The sequence below is a fragment of the Pseudomonas sp. CFBP13509 genome (assembly GCF_005233485.1).
GTDB classification, from domain to species: domain Bacteria; phylum Pseudomonadota; class Gammaproteobacteria; order Pseudomonadales; family Pseudomonadaceae; genus Aquipseudomonas; species Aquipseudomonas marginalis.
The window spans coordinates 320,001-337,601 of the sequence record NZ_QGAA01000002.1 but is presented as its reverse complement, the minus strand read 5'-3'; the positions used below and the strand labels follow the sequence as shown (position 1 = coordinate 337,601).

The 17,601-nt window shown below is 62.0% G+C and carries 13 protein-coding genes and 1 pseudogene; 10 read left to right on the top strand and 4 right to left on the bottom strand.

The features are described from left to right. Positions 1-237: 237 nt before the first annotated feature. From PspCFBP13509_RS04910 to PspCFBP13509_RS04900, 3 genes are all read right to left on the bottom strand, one after another. Positions 238-939, bottom strand: coding sequence for an SPOR domain-containing protein (locus tag PspCFBP13509_RS04910; protein WP_027605014.1), 702 nt, complete (start codon positions 937-939; stop codon positions 238-240). Position 940: 1 nt separating this feature from the next. Next, positions 941-2,677 (bottom strand): arginine--tRNA ligase, encoded by a 1,737-nt coding sequence (gene argS / locus PspCFBP13509_RS04905; protein WP_027605013.1) that lies wholly within the window; start codon positions 2,675-2,677, stop codon positions 941-943. Positions 2,678-2,787: 110 nt separating this feature from the next. Continuing rightward, on the bottom strand, positions 2,788-5,007 hold the full coding sequence (locus PspCFBP13509_RS04900) for a primosomal protein N' (RefSeq protein ID WP_074848484.1): 2,220 nt from the start codon (positions 5,005-5,007) through the stop codon (positions 2,788-2,790). A gap of 230 nt (positions 5,008-5,237) precedes the next feature. Here PspCFBP13509_RS04900 and rpmE point away from each other — a divergent pair, with 230 nt between their 5' ends. The 3 genes from rpmE (at position 5,238) to PspCFBP13509_RS04885 (ending at position 7,742) form a co-directional block, all read left to right on the top strand. Beyond that, positions 5,238-5,471, top strand: coding sequence for a 50S ribosomal protein L31 (gene rpmE / locus PspCFBP13509_RS04895; RefSeq protein WP_005784030.1), 234 nt, complete (start codon positions 5,238-5,240; stop codon positions 5,469-5,471). Between the two features lie 14 nt (positions 5,472-5,485). Continuing rightward, positions 5,486-6,292 carry a thermonuclease family protein gene (locus PspCFBP13509_RS04890; RefSeq protein ID WP_137211641.1) on the top strand — a complete coding sequence of 269 codons (807 nt, stop codon included), beginning with the start codon at positions 5,486-5,488 and terminating at the stop codon, positions 6,290-6,292. 181 nt (positions 6,293-6,473) lie between these two features. Beyond that, entirely contained in the window at positions 6,474-7,742 is a 1,269-nt protein-coding gene (locus tag PspCFBP13509_RS04885; RefSeq protein WP_027605010.1) for a malic enzyme-like NAD(P)-binding protein, read from the top strand. Positions 7,743-7,878: 136 nt separating this feature from the next. Here the strand turns inward: PspCFBP13509_RS04885 and PspCFBP13509_RS04880 are convergent, their stop codons facing one another. Then, on the bottom strand, positions 7,879-10,338 hold the full coding sequence (locus PspCFBP13509_RS04880) for a penicillin-binding protein 1A (RefSeq protein ID WP_370737632.1): 2,460 nt from the start codon (positions 10,336-10,338) through the stop codon (positions 7,879-7,881). Positions 10,339-10,559: 221 nt separating this feature from the next. On the opposite strand from PspCFBP13509_RS04880, the gene pilM reads away from it, so the two are divergent. The 7 genes and pseudogenes from pilM (at position 10,560) to PspCFBP13509_RS04845 (ending at position 17,431) form a co-directional block, all read left to right on the top strand. Continuing rightward, a complete protein-coding gene (gene pilM / locus PspCFBP13509_RS04875; RefSeq protein WP_137211640.1) occupies positions 10,560-11,216 on the top strand; it encodes a type IV pilus biogenesis protein PilM in 657 nt (218 codons plus the stop codon). Continuing rightward, positions 11,213-11,764, top strand: a complete 552-nt coding sequence (locus PspCFBP13509_RS04870) for a PilN domain-containing protein (protein ID WP_137211639.1) — start codon at positions 11,213-11,215, stop codon at positions 11,762-11,764. Before pilM ends, PspCFBP13509_RS04870 begins: the two co-directional genes overlap by 4 nt. After that, complete coding sequence (locus PspCFBP13509_RS04865; RefSeq protein ID WP_137211638.1) at positions 11,761-12,732, top strand: pilus assembly protein PilP; 972 nt, start codon at positions 11,761-11,763, stop codon at positions 12,730-12,732. The genes PspCFBP13509_RS04870 and PspCFBP13509_RS04865 overlap by 4 nt, the downstream gene beginning before the upstream one ends. A gap of 138 nt (positions 12,733-12,870) precedes the next feature. Next, a pseudogene (locus PspCFBP13509_RS04860) lies at positions 12,871-14,127 on the top strand (type IV pilus secretin PilQ); the annotation flags it as partial. 4 nt (positions 14,128-14,131) lie between these two features. Further along, a complete protein-coding gene (gene aroK, locus PspCFBP13509_RS04855; protein WP_003171222.1) occupies positions 14,132-14,650 on the top strand; it encodes a shikimate kinase AroK in 519 nt (172 codons plus the stop codon). Between the two features lie 125 nt (positions 14,651-14,775). After that, entirely contained in the window at positions 14,776-15,876 is a 1,101-nt protein-coding gene (gene aroB / locus PspCFBP13509_RS04850; RefSeq protein ID WP_027605004.1) for a 3-dehydroquinate synthase, read from the top strand. A 10-nt stretch (positions 15,877-15,886) separates the two neighbouring features. Then, a complete protein-coding gene (locus PspCFBP13509_RS04845; protein WP_137211637.1) occupies positions 15,887-17,431 on the top strand; it encodes an SPOR domain-containing protein in 1,545 nt (514 codons plus the stop codon). The last annotated feature ends 170 nt before the right edge of the window (positions 17,432-17,601 follow it).

Below are 17,601 nucleotides of genomic sequence, written 5' to 3'. Positions count from 1 at the left end.
GGGCGAAAATGCCCTGATGGAAACTCATATGGGGGTGGCGGGGGGGATTTCAACCGTGGGGGTTTAAGGCGGACGAGTGGTGTTTATCGGTCTGACACACATTTCAGGGCGCAGCAAAACCAAATGTGGGAGGGGGCTTGCTCCCGATGGCGGTAGATCAGTCAATATTTTCGGTGACTGATACACCGCTATCGGGGGCAAGCCCCCTCCCACATTTTGATCGGTGTTGAGTTTGAATCAGCGGCTCTGGCGCTGTTGTAACAACAGGTTGCTAAACCCGGCGCCGGCCAATTGCTTCTGCGCCACGGTCAGCTGTTCGCGGTTGCTGAACGGCCCCACCAGCACGCGATACCAGGTTGCGTCCTTCACCGTGCCGGACTCCACCGTCACCGTCTGGCCCAGCAGAATGATCTGCGCACGCACACGATCCGCATCCGCCTGCTTCGGGAACGAGCCCGCCTGCAGGAAGAACTTGGTCACCGGCGCGGCCTTGGTTTCGGCAACCGGTGGTGCTGGCGGCGGAGTAATCCCGGCCAACGCCGCCTGGGCCCGCGCCGTGTCGATTTTCGCCGCTTCCGCAGGGGTTACCGGGGTGGTCGGCACTTGCGGCGTCGGCAGGGTTTTCTCCGGCACGGCGTCAGGCGGCACGATCACTTCCGATTCCGGCAGCAGCGTATAGAAATCGTACTTCGGCTTTACCGGTGCCGTCGGGCTCGGCGCAGTCTTGTTGGCTTCAGCCATTTTCGTGGCCTTCTGCTGTTCCTGCTTGACCCGTTTGACGTCATCGCCCTGGCCTGGGTCCAGCTTCATCAGGAACACAATGAACGCGCCGACCGTAAGGCCGATCGCCATCCACAACCAACCCGGGATCGGCTTCTTCGCCGGGGCCTGGTAGCGGCTGGCGCCGCGCTTGGGTGCAGGTTTTTTCTTGGCAGCCAACTTACATACGCTCCAGAGTTTCCAGGCCCAACAGTTCCAGGCCTTGCTTGAGGGTCCGTCCAGCCAGTGCGGCGAGGCGCAGGCGACTTTGCTTCTGGGCTTCGTCGTCGGCGGTGAGGATCGGGCAGTTCTCGTAGAAGCTGGAGAACAACCCGGCGACTTCGTACAGGTAGGTGCACAGGATATGCGGCGTGCCTTTCTCGCCGACGCTGTTCAGCACTTCGCCGAACTGCGCGAGCTTGGCGGCCAGCTCCTGTTCATGGGGCGCGTCCAGCACGATCCGGCCTTCGACTTCGCTGAAGTCCTTGCCCAGCTTTCGGAACACACCGGCCACGCGGGTGTAGGCGTACAGCAGGTACGGCGCGGTGTTGCCCTCGAAGTTGAGCATCAGTTCGAAGTTGAAGCTGTAGTCGCTGGTGCGGTGCTTGGACAGGTCGGCGTATTTCACCGCGCCAATACCCACCACGCGGGCAATATTGCGCAGGTCGGCCTCCGCCAACTCCGGGTTCTTTTCCTTCACCAGGTTGTAGGCGCGGTCCTGGGCTTCGTTGAGCAGGTCGATCAGCTTGACGGTGCCGCCGTCGCGGGTCTTGAACGGGCGGCCATCGGCGCCGTTCATGGTGCCGAAGCCCATGTGCTCCATGTGCATCGGATGGGTGACGAAACCGGCGCGACGTGCCACTTCGAACACCTGCTGGAAGTGCAAGGCCTGGCGCTGGTCGACGAAATACAGCGCACGGTCGGCCTTGAGCACGCCACTACGGTAGCGCACGGCCGCGAGGTCGGTGGTGGCGTAGAGGTAGCCGCCATCGGCCTTGACGATGATCACCGGCAGCGGCTCGCCGTCGGCGGTCTTGAATTCTTCGAGGAACACGCACTGCGCGCCGTTGCTCTCCACCAACAGGCCCTTGGCCTTGAGGTCGTTGACCACGTTGATCAGGTCGTCGTTGTAGGCGCTTTCGCCCATTACATCGGCCATGGTCAGCTTGACGTTGAGCAGTTCGTAGATTTCCTGGCAGTGGGACAGCGAGATCTCGCGGAAGCGGCCCCACAGTTCCAGGCATTCCTTGTCGCCGGCTTGCAGCTTGACCACCAGGCCGCGCGCGCGGTCGGCGAACTCTTCGGATTCGTCGAAACGCTTCTTGGCGGCGCGGTAGAAGTTCTCCAGGTCCGACAGCTCGTTGCTGGTGATCGGGTTTTCCTGCAGGTAGGCCATCAGCATGCCGAACTGGGTGCCCCAGTCGCCCACGTGGTTCTGGCGGATCACGGTGTCGCCGAGAAACTCCAGTACCCGGGCCACGCCGTCGCCGATGATGGTCGAGCGCAGGTGACCGACATGCATCTCCTTGGCCAGGTTGGGCGCCGACAGGTCGATGGCCACGCGCTGAGCCGGGCCGGCCTTGCGCACGCCGATCCTGGCGTCGGCCAGTGCCGCATCCAGGCGTGAAGCCAGGGCCTGGGTGTTCTGGAAGAAGTTGATAAAGCCCGGGCCGGCGATTTCGGCCTTGGTAACGCTCTCGTCGGCAGGCAGCGCGGCGATGATTTTTTCCGCCAGGTCGCGCGGTTTCATGCCGGCCGGCTTGGACAGCATCATCGCGATGTTGCTGGCGAAGTCGCCGTGGGTCTTGTCGCGGGTGTTTTCCACCTGGATCGCCGGCGTCAGGCCTTCAGGCAACACACCTTCGTTGACGAGTTGGGTGAGGGCTTGTTGGATCAGCTGGCGAATGGTGTCTTTCATGGTGTTCTCTTTCGACCGCAAGCGGCGGCGCGCGATGCGCAGGTGGAAAAACTGGGCATTATCCGTGGCGAGGGCGGGCTTGCCAACCTTCGCGGGACCTATGGCCAGGCTTAATACAAATCTACCGGGTCTACATCCAACGACCATCGCACCTGGCGGCCACTGGGCATTTGCTCCAGCGCAAGTAACCAGCTACTTAATAGCCGATGCAACGGTGCGCGGGACGTGGCCTGCAAGAGTAGCTGGGCACGATAACGCCCGGCACGACGCTCCATGGGCGCGGGTACCGGTCCGAGCAGTTCGATGCCGCTCAGCCCCAGCTCGCCGAGCAAGCGTTCGGCGGCGCTGCAGGCTTCATCCAGAAAACCCTCGGCCTGCCCTGGTTTATGGGCTTCGGCGCGCAACAGCGCCAGGTGCGCAAAGGGCGGCAGGCCGGCGGAGCGACGTTCGCTCAGCGCCTGTTCGGCGAAGGCAAAGTAGCCTTGTTCGGTCAGTTGAATCAGCAGCGGATGGTCGGCCAGGTGGGTCTGGATAATCACCTTGCCCGGCTCTTCGGCACGCCCGGCGCGGCCGGCGACCTGCACGATCAACTGCGCCATGCGCTCGCTGGCGCGGAAGTCGCCGGAGAACAGGCCGCCGTCGGCATCCAGGATCGACACCAGGGTCACCCGTGGGAAGTGGTGCCCTTTGGCGAGCATCTGTGTACCCACGAGGATGCACGGCTGGCCCTTCTGGATGGTGGCGAACAGTTGGTTCATCGCGTCCTTGCGCGAGGTGCTGTCGCGGTCGACCCGCAAAACCGGGTAGTCCGGGAACAGAATCCCCAGGCGCTCCTCGGCGCGCTCGGTGCCTGCACCCACCGGGCGCAGGTCGACCTTGCCGCACTGCGGGCAATGGCGCGGTACACGTTCCACATGGCCGCAATGGTGGCAACGTAGTTCGCCATGGCGCTGGTGCACGGTCATGCGCGCATCGCAACGCTCGCACTCGGACATCCAGCCGCAGTCATGGCACAGCAGCGTCGGTGCAAAGCCTCGGCGGTTGAGAAACACCAAGACCTGCTGGCCGGCCGCCAGGGTCTGGCCGATGGCTTGTTGCATCGGCCCGGAAATGCCGCTGTCCAGCGGCCGGCTTTTTACGTCCAGGCGCAGGAAACGGGGTTGCTTGGCGCCGCCGGCGCGCTCGTTCAGGCGCAGCAGCCCGTAACGACCGGTGTAGGCATTGTGCAGGCTTTCCAGGGAGGGTGTGGCCGAGCCCAGCACAATCGGGATGTCTTCCTGGCGTGCGCGCACCAGCGCCAGGTCGCGGGCGTGGTAGCGCAGGCCTTCCTGTTGCTTATAGGAGCCGTCGTGTTCCTCGTCGATGATGATCAGCCCGGGGTTTTTCATCGGCGTGAACAGCGCCGAGCGGGTGCCGATAATAATGTCGGCTTCGCCATCCCGCGCCGCCAGCCACGACTCCAGGCGCTCACGGTCATTGACCGCCGAGTGCACCAGGGCGATGCGCGCATTGAAACGCTGTTCGAAGCGCGCCAGGGTCTGCGGGCCCAGGTTGATCTCGGGGATCAGCACCAGTGCCTGTTTGCCGGCCTGCAGGGTTTCGCGGATCAGCTGCAAATAGACTTCGGTCTTGCCGCTGCCGGTGACGCCCGCCAGCAGGAACGCATGGAAGCTGTCGAAACCTGCGCGAATCGCTTCATAGGCGGCGCGTTGTTCAGGGTTCAGCGGCAGTTCGGGCTGGGCCAGCCAGTGTTCGTGGCGCGGGTCGGGGGCGTGCCTGCGGATTTCCACCTGCACCAAGCCCTTGGCCAGCAACAGGTCGAGGCTGTCCTTGCTCAGCATCAGCTTGCTCAATAGCTGATGGGCGACGCCATGGGGGTGCTGGGCCAGGGTTGCCAGGGCTTCACGCTGGCGCGGGGCGCGGGCGATGCGTGGGTCGTCGAGGCGTGCGCCGGGCACCGTCGACCAGAAGCGTTCCTGGCGCGTTTCGGCCAGTTCACCCTGGCGCAACAGCACCGGCAGTGCCCAGCTCAACGTGTCACCGAGGCTGTGCTGGTAATACTGGGCGGTCCACAGGCACAGCTTGAACAGCGCGGGCGGCAACGGCGGCGTGGCATCGAGCATGGCGATGGCCGGCTTGAGCTTCTCGGCCGGCACTTCACTGTGGTCGGCGACTTCCACCAGGATGCCGATCATCTCTCGACGGCCAAACGGCACGCGCACGCGCATGCCCGGCTGCAACTGCGCACGCAGCACACCGGCCGGGGCTCGGTAGTCGAACAGGCGGCGCAGGGGCGAGGGCAGGGCTAGGCGCAAAATGGCGTCGGGCACGCGAGAGGTCTCATCTATAAAGGCAGGCGGTGGCGCAGGGGCGGGAGCCTAGCAGACCGGGGGAGGCTTGGGGTAGCCGCCAGTTTTCTGATGAAAGGTGCTTTTATGTTGACACGCGATGGGTGTCGCCGCTTGCGCGTTTAAAAAGGTCTGGTAGAATCCGCGGCCTAATTACGTGCGGTATTCGACAATAGTGTCGAGTGGCGGCACGCTAGCCCGAGGAAGTCACCATGAAAGCCGATATCCATCCAGCGTACGAAACCATCGAAGTGACCTGCAGCTGCGGCAACAAGTTCGAAACTCGCTCGAACCTGTGCAAGCCACTGGGTACTGACGTATGCAACGAGTGCCACCCGTTCTACACCGGTAAGCAGAAAACTCTGGACACCGGCGGCCGTGTACAGCGCTTCGCAGATCGCTTTGGTGCTTTCGGCAAGAAGCCTGCTGCTACTCCAGCAGAGTAAGGCTCAAAAGCCTTATGGGCTTTTGCCAGCTGTTGAAAAAGGCGTCCCTTGCGGGCGCCTTTTTTGTGTCTGTAATTTGGGTGACGGCCGTGCAGGCCGAGGTATTCTGCCCGGCGCCGACGGCCCTGGCCCGCGTGGAAGTGCAGCGGGTGGTGGATGGCGACACGGTGCGCCTCAAGGATGGCCGCAGTGTGCGGATGATCGGTATCAATGCCCCGGAAACAGGCAAGAAGGGGCGCGCCGACGAGCCTTTCGCGGTCGCCGCGCGTCAACGCCTGCAGGCATTGGTGGGTGCCAGCGGTGGTCGTGTCGGCCTGGTGCCGGGGCGTGAGCGCAAGGATCATTACGGTCGCACCCTGGCCCACCTCTATGGTGCCGACGGCGAGAACCTGGAGGCGCAACTGTTGGCCGAGGGCCTGGGGTTCCAGGTTGGCGTGGCGCCGAATGTCGATCTCGTCGCCTGTCAGCAGGCGGCTGAAAACAGCGCCCGTAGCGCGCGCCTGGGCCTGTGGCGCCAATCGCCGGTACAATCTGTGGCGCAGCTCAAGCGCTCCGGGTTTGCCGTGGTCAGTGGCCGGGTCAGCCAGGTAAAGCGCAATCGCGGCGGTATCTGGATTGAAATGCAGGGATCATTGGTATTACGTGTCTCGCCTGCTCTGGTCAGTCAATTCGACGCTGTCGGGCTCAATGGTCTGCAAGGCCGCACTGTTGAGGCGCGGGGCTGGGTACAGGATCGCTCGCGACGTGGCGGGCTGAAAAAAGGTCAGGCGCGCTGGCTTCTGCCGTTGACCGATCCAAGCATGCTCAAATCGACGCACTGAGAAAAAATTGTAGACATTTTTTAAGTCGATTGTGAACAGTTGAGCCCTTGTATCCCGTGGCTCTTGGCCGAAAGTCTTAGTGCAGGGCCCTTGACACCTGTGACTGCCCAGTCTTGTAGGGACTTTACGACACGAGTATCCTCGGCGGTCCGTCGACCAACAGTAAAAGCGGAATGCCGATATGTCTGATTTGAAAACTGCCGCTCTCGAATATCATGCCCATCCTCGTCCAGGAAAGCTGAGTGTAGAGCTCACCAAAGCCACCGCCACCGCCCGCGACCTGTCGCTGGCCTACAGCCCTGGCGTGGCCGAGCCCGTACGTGAAATCGCCCGCGACCCCGAACTGGCGTACAAGTACACCGGCAAAGGCAACCTGGTTGCAGTGATTTCCGATGGCACCGCGATTCTCGGCCTGGGTAACCTCGGCCCACTGGCCTCCAAGCCAGTCATGGAAGGTAAGGGCGTGCTGTTCAAGCGCTTCGCCGGCATTGACGTTTTCGATATCGAAGTCGATTCCGAGAGCCCGCAGGCTTTCATCGACACGGTCAAGCGCATCTCCATCACCTTCGGTGGCATCAACCTGGAAGACATCAAGGCACCTGAGTGCTTCGAGATCGAAAAGGCCCTGATCGAGCAGTGCGACATTCCGGTATTCCACGATGACCAGCACGGCACCGCGATCGTCACCGCGGCCGGCATGATCAACGCCCTGGAAATCGCCGGCAAGACCCTGGCTGACGCCAAGATCGTCTGCCTGGGCGCCGGCGCTGCGGCCATCTCCTGCATGAAGCTGATCGTCAGCATGGGCGCCAAGCTGGAAAACATCTATATGGTCGACAGCAAGGGCGTGATCCAGTCCGAGCGTACCGACCTGAACCAGTACAAGGCGATGTTTGCCCACCCGTCCTCCAAGCGTACCCTGGCTGACGCCCTGAACGGTGCCGACGTGTTCGTCGGCCTGTCCGGCCCGAACCTGCTGAGCGCTGAAGGCCTGAAGTCCATGGCGGCCAACCCGATCGTGTTCGCCTGCTCCAACCCTGATCCGGAAATCGCCCCGGAACTGGCCCACGCCACCCGCGACGACGTGATCATGGCCACCGGTCGTTCGGACTACCCGAACCAGGTCAACAACGTATTGGGCTTCCCGTTCATCTTCCGTGGTGCCCTGGACGTTCGCGCCAAGCGCATCAACGAAGAGATGAAAGTGGCTGCCGCCAACGCCCTGCGTGAACTGGCCAAGCTGCCGGTGCCTCAGGATGTGTGCGACGCCTACGGTGGCGCCAAGCTGGAATTCGGTCGTGAGTACATCATCCCGAAACCAATGGATAAGCGCCTGATCACCCTGATCTCCGATGCCGTGGCCAAGGCCGCGATCGAGACCGGTGTGGCCACCCTGCCGTATCCGAAAAACTACCCGCTGCAAAGCGTGGATGATGTGTTCAACGGCTAAGCCGTAGACCCATAAAAAAACCCGGCTCAGAACGCCGGGTTTTTTTATGGGGAAGTTTCAAGCTGCAAGCGGCAAGTTCAAGAGCGGCACATCGCAGTTCTTAACTTGCCGCTTGTAGCTGACAGCTTGCCGCTCTCTAAAAGAGATCGATCGGCGCCGCCTCATCCGCCGGCAACGGGCTGCCCGGTACGACGCCGTTGCCCAGCTCATTGACCGACGGCGGCGTGTCTTCGCTCTTGAACAGTTCGAAGTACGCATTCGGCGTGCTCGGCGAGGCCGCACGGCCACTGATCGGGTCGATCCGCAGGCTGAGGATGCCTTCCGGCTCCGGTTGGGTGTGCAGCGGCTTGTCTTTCAGGGCGGCGCCCATGTAGCTCATCCAGATCGGCAGCGCGACGGTGCCGCCGAACTCGCGGCGGCCAAGGCTTTCCGGCTGGTCGTAGCCGGTCCACACGGTGGTCACGTAGTCGGCGTTATAGCCGGAGAACCAGGCGTCCTTGGATTCGTTGGTGGTACCAGTCTTGCCCGCGATATCTGCGCGGCCCAAGGCCAGGGCGCGACGGCCGGTACCCTTCTTGATTACGTCTTCGAGGATGCTGTTGAGGATATAGGTGGTACGGCCATCCACAATGCGCTCGGCCACGGCGGGTGCCTGCGGTTCGGTTGCAGCGGGGTTGGTGGCTGGCGCGGTGCCTGGGGTCGGCTCGATGGTGATGCCGCCATTGCCTGGCGCCGCCAGGCCATCCGTCGCAGCGATGCCGTTGACCACATCACCCGGCACACGTGGTGGGTTGGCGGTGAACAGGGTGTCGCCGTTGCGGCTTTCGATCTTGTCGATCAGGTACGGCGCGATCTTGTAGCCGCCGTTGGCAAAGGTGCTCCAGCCAGTGGCGATTTCCATCGGCGTGAGGGTCGCGGTACCCAAGGCCAGGGACAGGTTCGGCGGCAGGTCCGACTTGTTGAAGCCAAAGCGCGTGATGTAGTCGATGGTCTTGCCTACACCCATCGCCTGAAGCAAGCGGATCGACACCAGGTTGCGCGACTTGTACAGCGCCTCGCGGATACGGATCGGGCCGAGGAAGGTGTTGGTGTCGTTCTTGGGGCGCCAGACTTTATCCAGGTACTCGTCGACGAACACGATGGGTGCATCGTTGACCAGGCTGGCGGCGGTGTAGCCGTTATCCAGGGCGGCGCTGTAGATGAACGGCTTGAAGCTCGAGCCTGGCTGGCGCTTGGCCTGGGTGGCCCGGTTGTAGTTGCTCTGCTCGAACGCGAAGCCACCCACCAGGGCGCGGATTGCACCGTTCTGCGGGTCCAGCGATACCAGTGCGCCCTGGGCCAGCGGCACCTGGCTGAATTTCAGGCTGTCGTCCTTCTGGCGTTGCACGCGGATCAGGTCACCCACTTGCGCGACATCCGACGGTTGCTTCGGCATCGGGCCCATGCTGTTGGTGTTCAGGAACGGGCGTGCCCATTTCATGCTGTCCCAGGCCACGTGGGCTTCGCCGGTGCGGGTCAGTACCTGTACGCCATCTTTCTTCACCTGGGTGACGATGGCCGGTTCCAGGCCGCTGATCGCACGCTGTTTGCCCAGCTCGGCCGTCCAGGCGCTCAGGGTCTTGCCTGGCAGGCGCGACTCAGGGCCTCGGTAGCCGTGGCGCTGGTCGTAGGTGATCAGGCCGGAATGCACGGAGTCATTGGCGATGTCCTGCAAGTCGCTCGGAACCGTCGTGGTCACGCGGAAGCCTTCGGTGTAGGCCTCGCTGCCGTAACGACCGACCATCTCCGCACGCGCCATTTCAGCGATATACGGGGCATTCACCTCCGGCGTCGGCACGTGGTAGCTGGCGTTCAACGGCTCGGCCACCGCACTTTCATAGGCGGCCTGGTCGATCTTGCCCAGCTTGTACATGCGCCCCAGGATCCAGTCGCGGCGCTCTTTGCTGCGCGCCGGGTTGGCCAGGGGGTTGAAGCGCGAAGGGGCCTTGGGCAGGCCGGCAATCATGGCCATCTGCGCCAGGCTGGCGTCACGAATCGACTTGCCGTAGTAGACCTGCGAGGCCGCCTCGATCCCGTAGGCACGGTTGCCCAGGTAGATCTTGTTGACGTACAGCTCGAGGATCTCGTCCTTGGTCAGCTGACGTTCGATCTGCAATGCCAGCAGGATTTCAGTGGCTTTGCGCGAAAAACTGCGCTCGCTGGTGAGGAAGAAGTTCTTCGCCACCTGCATGGTGATGGTGCTGCCGCCGGATTGAATGTGTCCGCTTTTTACCAGTTGCGTGGCCGCACGCACCAGGCTGCTGGGGTCGACGCCATAGTGGTTGGCAAAATTATCGTCTTCGGCCGACAGCAATGCGCTGATGAAATTAGGTGGAATGTCGGCAAAACGGATCGGTGTGCGGCGCATTTCGCCGAACTCCGCGATCAGCTTTTCATCGCTGCTGTAGACCCGCAAAGGAATCTGCAACTGGATACTTCTGAGGGCCTCTACGGAGGGTAAACCCGGACTAAGGTAGAGGTAGGCCCCGCTGAGTACGAGCAGCAGCCCGCAGACGATCGCGACAATGGAGTACCCGAAAAACTTCAGCAGACGGATCAAGGCTTTTGGATTTCCAGAGAAAAGAATGGGTTACGCGTCGGGGCATGCATGGCAAACGATGGATCGACCCGAGCTGCAGATAAAAAGCGGGGAAAAACGCTGGGCATTAAAGCATTTTTCGCCTTGGGGCGTCATTCGCGCCGGCTCAACAAGTCGACCGAATGCAGGGCTTCCGGCGGCAATCAGGCGTTAAGACAGGCAAAGCTTTGGGGAGTTTTATGGGAAAGGGATTTTTCAGGCGCAAAGTCGACACCGTCCTTGGCGTCGACATCAATGAGGCAGGGATCAAGTTGGTAGAGCTGAGCTGTTCAGCCAACCGTTACACCGTGCAAGGCTATGCCATACAGGCGCTGCCGGCCCAGGCGGTGGTCGACGGCGTCTGGCTGGACCTGGAAGGCATAGGCCATGCGCTGTACATGGCGCTCTCGCGGCTGCGCACGTCAGCCAGGCAGGCGGCAGTCGCCGTTTCCGGTCCTTCGGTCATTACACGGGTCATTGAAATGCAGGCGGGGCTTGGCGACGACGAAATGGCCCGGAGGATCCAGGTGGAGGCAGAGCAATACATTCCCTACCCACTGGACGAGGTGGCGCTGGACTTTCAGGTCCAGGGGCCGTCGACGCAGGATTCCGCGCAGGTCGAGGTGTTGCTGGCGGCGTGTCTGAAGGAGCACGTCGAGGTTCGTGAAGCCGTGTTGGCCCTGGCGGGGCTGGTGCCCAGGGTGGTGGATGTCGAAGGGTTTGCATTGGCGCGCGCTTGCCGTCAGGATTTCGCCAGCTTCACGCCGGGTCATCGAGTCGATGGTGCCCAGTGGATCGTGGATGCCCCTGGGATGGGAGTCGCTTGCGGGTTGGCCCTGAGGAGTTTCGCTGGATGACACGAATCAATCTTTTGCCTTGGCGCCAGGCGCTGGTTGAGCGGCGGCGTAAATATTTCCTGATACTGCTGGTGGCGTTTGCCTGTGTGGCGCTCGCGACGGTGTGGCTGGCGGACCAGGTGATCGACCAGGCGATCGACCGGCAGGTGACGCGAAACGATCATGTGCGCAAGGATGTCGGCGTCCTGGACTCGCGTATCGAGACCATTGATGACCTCCAGGTGCAAAGCCAGCAACTGGCGGAGCGGATGAAAGTCGTGCAGGACCTGCACGATAATCGCTCCGCCGGTGCACAGCTGCTGGATCAGTTGGCTCGTGCGGTGCCCGACGGTGTGCATTTGCATGAGGTCGTGGCGAAAGGCGATACGGTGAGTATCAGCGGCAGTGCTGAATCCAGCCAGGATATTGCCCAACTGATGCGTCGCCTGGAGGTATCCGAAGGCGCTCACGCCACTCGCCTGCAGCATGTACGAACCGAAGGCGCTCGCGGCAACGCTGAATTCCAGTTGATGGTGCGCCAGGGAGAGTCTTCCGAGGCCCAGCCATGAGCCGGTCCTGGCTCGAATTTTCCGCGCTGACTCACAATGCTGCCAAATGGCCCTTACCTGGCAGGATCTTGCTGGGCTGCGCGCTGGCCGGCGTAGTGATGCTGTTGGGCGACCTTGTGTACCTCAGCCCGTCGCGGGAGCGCTTGCGCGAGGTCGAGGTGCAGGAAGTGGGCTTGCAGCAGCAACTCGCGGTAAAGGCCGTCCTGGCTGCCGATCTTGAAGAGCGGGCTCGCCAGGTCCAGCTTATGCAGGAGAAGGTCAGCAGGCTTTTGCAGCAAATGCCCGAAGAGTCCGAAATGCCCGGCTTTCTTGAGGACATCGCCAGGATGGCGCTGGCCAACGGTTTGGTGATTGAGAGCGTCACTCCGCTGGATAAGCTGTCTAGGCCGTTCTATCACGAACAGCCCGTTCGCATCGGCGCCACCGGTACCTATCACGACCTGGCGACGTTTGTGAGTGCCCTGGGCGGCCTTTCGCGAATCGCCACGGCGCACGATATTGCCATGCGACGTGACGGCAAACTGCTGCACCTTGATCTGCTGGCCAAGACTTATTGGCATGAGCGACAAGGCATCAAGCGGGACGCGGCTGTCATGCAAAGGCAACCCTTTGTATACGGTGCTTCTGGTATTCGCGATCCGTTCCAGCCCATTGCCCTGCAAGTCGACCGCGCGCCAGGGCGGACGGCCGCTGCGCCGGACCTCGCTCGCCCGCGGGAAGCCTTGGAAGGCCACCCAGTGGATCAGTTCGAGATGGTCGGCACGTTGTCCCGTGGGGCGCAGACCTTCGCCTTGCTGCGCCAGGCCTCAACCGTGCACCGCCTGGCAGTCGGCGACTATCTGGGTCCGGATCATGGTCGAGTTACAGCGATTCATGACGGCCATATCGAACTGGTCGAGTTATTTCCCGATGAACAGGGGGGATGGCTGGAGCGTCCGCGAACCCTCGTGCTAAACGTCAACTCATAACGGAATCAAACAATGAAAAGGACTTTCTCGTCCTTCGGTGTGGCGCTATGGATAGCGTTCACGGCACCGATGGCTGCTGCTGTGCCCAATCGTGTGGACCTGATCCAGCTACCGCCTCCCGGCAGCGCGGGTTCGGGCGCCTATAGCGGTGAAAAGCTGAACCTCAACTTCCAGGACATCGGACTACGTGCTGCCTTGCAGCAAATCGCCGACGTGGCGGGCCTCAATCTGGTGGTCGGCGATGACGTACAGGGCTCTATCACCCTGCGGCTCAAAGGCGTGCCCTGGGATCAGGCGCTGGACCTGGTGCTGCAAACCAAAGGCTTGGATAAACGGATAAAGGCTGGTGTCCTGCTGGTGGCGCCGGCCGAGGAGTTGGCTGCACGGGAACTGCTGGCGCTGGAATCGCGCAAGCAGATAGCTGACCTGGCGCCGCTGCGCCGTGAGCTACTGCAAGTCAACCACGCCAAGGCGGCAGACCTGGCCAAGCTGTTTCAGTCGGTGAGCGGCTTTGAAGGCACGACCGATGAGCGTGGTTCAGTGGCAGTGGATGACCGCACGAATAACATCATTGCCTTCCAGACCGGCGAGCGCCTGGAAGAGTTGCGGCGGATCGTGGCGCAACTGGATGTGCCGGTGCGCCAGGTGATGATCGAAGCGCGGATTGTCGAGGCCAATGTCGACTACGACAAAAGCCTGGGCGCGCGCTGGGGTGGGCGGCTCAATCGCGGGAATTGGGCTGCCGGGGGGATCCAGAAGCCTTTGCCGGACGGTGCCCAGGCGCCGGAAAACGTGCCCGGCTCGCCATTTGTCGACCTGGGTTCACTGACGGGTACATCGGGCCTGGGCATCGCCTTTATCACCGATAACCTCCTGCTGGACCTGGAACTGACCGCCATGGAGAAAACCGGCAATGGCGAAATCGTCTCGCAGCCCAAGGTGGTCACTTCCGACAAGGAAACCGCGCGCATTCTGAAGGGCACCGAAATTCCCTATCAGGAATCCACCTCTCAAGGTGCTACCTCGGTGTCGTTCAAGGAGGCGTCCCTGTCGTTGGAGGTCACGCCGCAGATCACCCCCGATGACCATGTGATCATGGTGGTCAAGGTCACCAAGGATGAGCCCGACTATCTCAACAAACTCAACGACGTACCGCCGATCAAGAAAAACGAGGTGAATGCCAAGGTGCTGGTCAAGGATGGCGAGACCATCGTCATCGGCGGGGTTTTCTCCAATACCCAAAGCAAAGTGGTAGATAAAGTGCCATTTTTGGGCGATGTGCCGTATCTTGGCCGCCTTTTCCGGCGCGATGTGCTGGCGGAGAAAAAATCCGAGCTGCTGGTATTCCTGACTCCGCGTATTATGAATAACCAGGCGATTGCTGTGAGTCGTTGATTCTGTGCGAAATTTGATTCTTGTAGGACCGATGGGGGCTGGAAAAAGCACCATCGGCCGATTGCTGGCCAAAGAGCTGCGCCTGCCATTCAAAGATTCCGACAAGGAAATTGAATTGCGCACGGGTGCCAATATCCCATGGATCTTCGATAAGGAAGGCGAGCTGGGCTTTCGCGACCGCGAGCAGGCGATGATTGCCGAGCTGTGCGGCTGCGATGGCGTGGTATTGGCCACCGGCGGCGGCGCGGTGATGCGCGATGAAAATCGGCGGGCGCTGCATGCCGGTGGTCGGGTGGTCTATCTGCATGCGTCGGTCGAGCAGCAGGTGGGGCGTACCGCCCGTGATCGCAATCGTCCTTTGCTGCGCACGGCGAACCCGGAAAAAACTTTGCGCGACCTGCTCGCGCTGCGCGATCCGCTGTATCGGGAAATCGCCGATCTGGTGGTGGAAACCGATGAGCGGCCGCCTAGGATGGTGGTTCTCGACATTCTCGAGCGCCTGCAACGGCTGCCACCCCGTTAAAGCCAGGCCCGAAATGCGCTATTCTCGGCGGCGCGCTATCACCCTGCGGGGTGTGGCGTAGAGCCATCAGGCAACGTCAGATCTCGACGTTACCGGTCGTCAATACATCTTCAACGCGGGGACACATGCAGACACTTAAGGTCGATCTAGGCGAGCGCAGCTACCCGATCCATATTGGCGAAGGTCTGCTGGACCAGCCCGAATTGCTGGCCCCGCACATTGCCGGGCGGCAGGTGGCAATCATCTCCAACGAGACGGTCGCGCCGCTGTATCTTGAGCGTCTGAGCCGCAGCCTGGCGGCGTACTCAGTGATCTCCGTGATTCTGCCCGATGGCGAAGCCCACAAGAACTGGGAAACCCTGCAACTGATCTTTGATGGCCTGCTGACCGCACGCCATGACCGCCGAACCACCGTGATTGCCCTGGGCGGCGGTGTGATCGGCGACATGGCCGGCTTTGCGGCGGCCTGCTACCAGCGCGGCGTGGACTTTATCCAGGTGCCGACCACCCTGTTGTCCCAGGTCGATTCGTCGGTGGGCGGCAAGACCGGTATCAACCACCCCCTGGGCAAAAATATGGTTGGCGCGTTCTACCAACCCCAGGCCGTGCTGATCGACACCGCGACCCTCAACACCTTGCCACCGCGGGAACTGTCGGCGGGCCTGGCGGAAGTCATCAAGTACGGGTTGATCTGCGACGAACCCTTCCTGGCCTGGCTGGAAGAACATGTGGACGCCCTGCGCGCACTCGACCAGGTTGCGCTCACCGAGGCGATTTCCCGCTCCTGCGCCGCCAAGGCGCTGGTGGTGAATGCCGACGAGCGGGAGTCCGGTGTGCGGGCCACCTTGAACCTGGGCCACACCTTCGGCCATGCGATCGAAACGCACATGGGCTATGGTGTGTGGTTGCATGGGGAGGCCGTAGCGGCTGGCACAGTGATGGCATTGGAAATGTCGCAACGTCTGGGCTGGATCAGCGCCCAGGAGCGGGATCGCGGCATCCGCCTGTTCCAGCGTGCCGGTTTGCCGGTTATCCCGCCGGAAGAGATGACTGAGGCGGACTTCCTCGAACATATGGCGATAGACAAGAAAGTGATCGACGGTCGCCTGCGACTGGTGCTGTTGCGCCATATGGGCGAAGCGGTAGTGACCGACGATTATCCGAAAGAGATTTTACAGGCCACGCTGGGAGCGGATTACCGCGCCCTGGCTCAGCTGAAAGGTTAATAAGATCCCGATGACTAGTTTGCATGCCGACGAGGCGTTCCTCGGCCATTACCAGTTAAGCCACGACCCTTTTGCTCCACGGGTGCCTGGTTTCAAATTTTTCCCGGCCCAGCGCAAGCCGGTGCTGGGGCAACTGCACCATCTCGCGCGCTACAGCCAGCTGCTGCTGGTTGTCACGGGCCCGTTGGGCAGCGGCAAGACCTTGCTGCGCCAGGCCCTGGTGGCCAGTACCAACAAACAGTCCGTACAGAGCGTGGTGGTATCTGCCCGTGGCGCCGGTGATGCGGCGGGCGTGCTGCGTCAGGTAGCCCAGGCGCTGGATGTGGCCACTGCCGAGCCGAATGCGATCCTCAAGCAGGTGGTGCAACTGGGTCTGACCGGCCAGGAAGTCTACCTGCTGGTGGATGACGCCGAGCAGCTCGACGAGTCCGCCCTGGAAGCGCTGTTGGCGCTGGCGGCGGGCACGCCGGAAGGTCGCCCCCATGTGTTCCTGTTCGGTGAATCGTCGTTGATCGCCGATCTGGAGCAGATCAGCGGTGATCAGGAGCTGTTCCACGTTATCGAACTGCAACCGTACGAAGAGGACGAAACCCGGGAATACCTGGCTCAACGCCTCGAAGGCGCAGGGCAGGGCATCGAACTTTTCTCCGCTGCGCAGATCTCTGATATTCACGAAAGCTCCGACGGCTGGCCTGGCACCATCAACCAGGTCGCCCGCGATGCCATGATCGAAGCCATGATTGCCAGCCGCTCTGCGGTCAAGCGTCCAAAGATGGGGTTCACTATGCCTAAGAAGCACGTATTGGCAATTTCCGCCGTTGTCGTGGTTGCTGTTGCCGCCGCCTGGTTGATTCCGGGTCGCAGCAAGGCGCCGACCACCGCCGGTGCGCCAACCGAACAGGCGCAGTTGCCACTGGGCAAGCCCACGCCGAATGTCGAGTTCGCCAATTCCGGTCAGCCGACCAACCTGCCGATGGTGGGCCAGCCGGTGATGCGTGGCCCGCTCGCGGAAGAAGCCGGTGGTATCTCCGAAGGCGACGACGGTGTGCCGGTGGAAGGCTCCAGCGCCACACCGCCGACCGTGACCACTACTGCGCCACCTGCGGGCGTTCCCGCAGGTACGCCAGCGACCCCTGTGGCGCCAGCCGCCAAGCCGAACCCGGCACCGACCGTTGCCACTGCCAAGCCCGCGGCGCCAGTGGCGAAGCCGGCTCCGGCGCCAGCCGCCAAACCGGCTGAAAAGCCGGCAGCCACCGTCGCCAAGGCCGGCAGCAGTTGGTACAGCAGCCAGCCCACCGGCAACTTCGTCGTGCAGATCCTCGGCACCAGCTCCGAAGCGAACGCCCAGGCGTTCGTGAAAGAGCAGGGCGGCGAATACCGTTATTTCAAGAAAGTGCTCAACGGCAAGCCTCTCTACGTGATCACCTACGGCAGTTTCCCAAGCCGTGCCGCAGCTGATTCCGCCATCAAAGCCTTGCCAGCGAAGGTTCAGGCTGGTAAACCTTGGCCTCGCACTGTCGCCAGCGTTCAACAAGAACTGGCAGCAACTCGCTGAAGATCCGGCGGCCTTACCCAGGCCGCCCTCCCGGCACCTCAAAAAAGATCGCAAGGCGTGCAGCCCCTCCAGGCCGCGCGCTTTGTGGTGTCTGCGTTACAGTAGCTTTTGAGTCGTAGCGGTCAGAATTAAAAAAGTTTTGACTAGCACAGCATATCGCTTTAAACCTT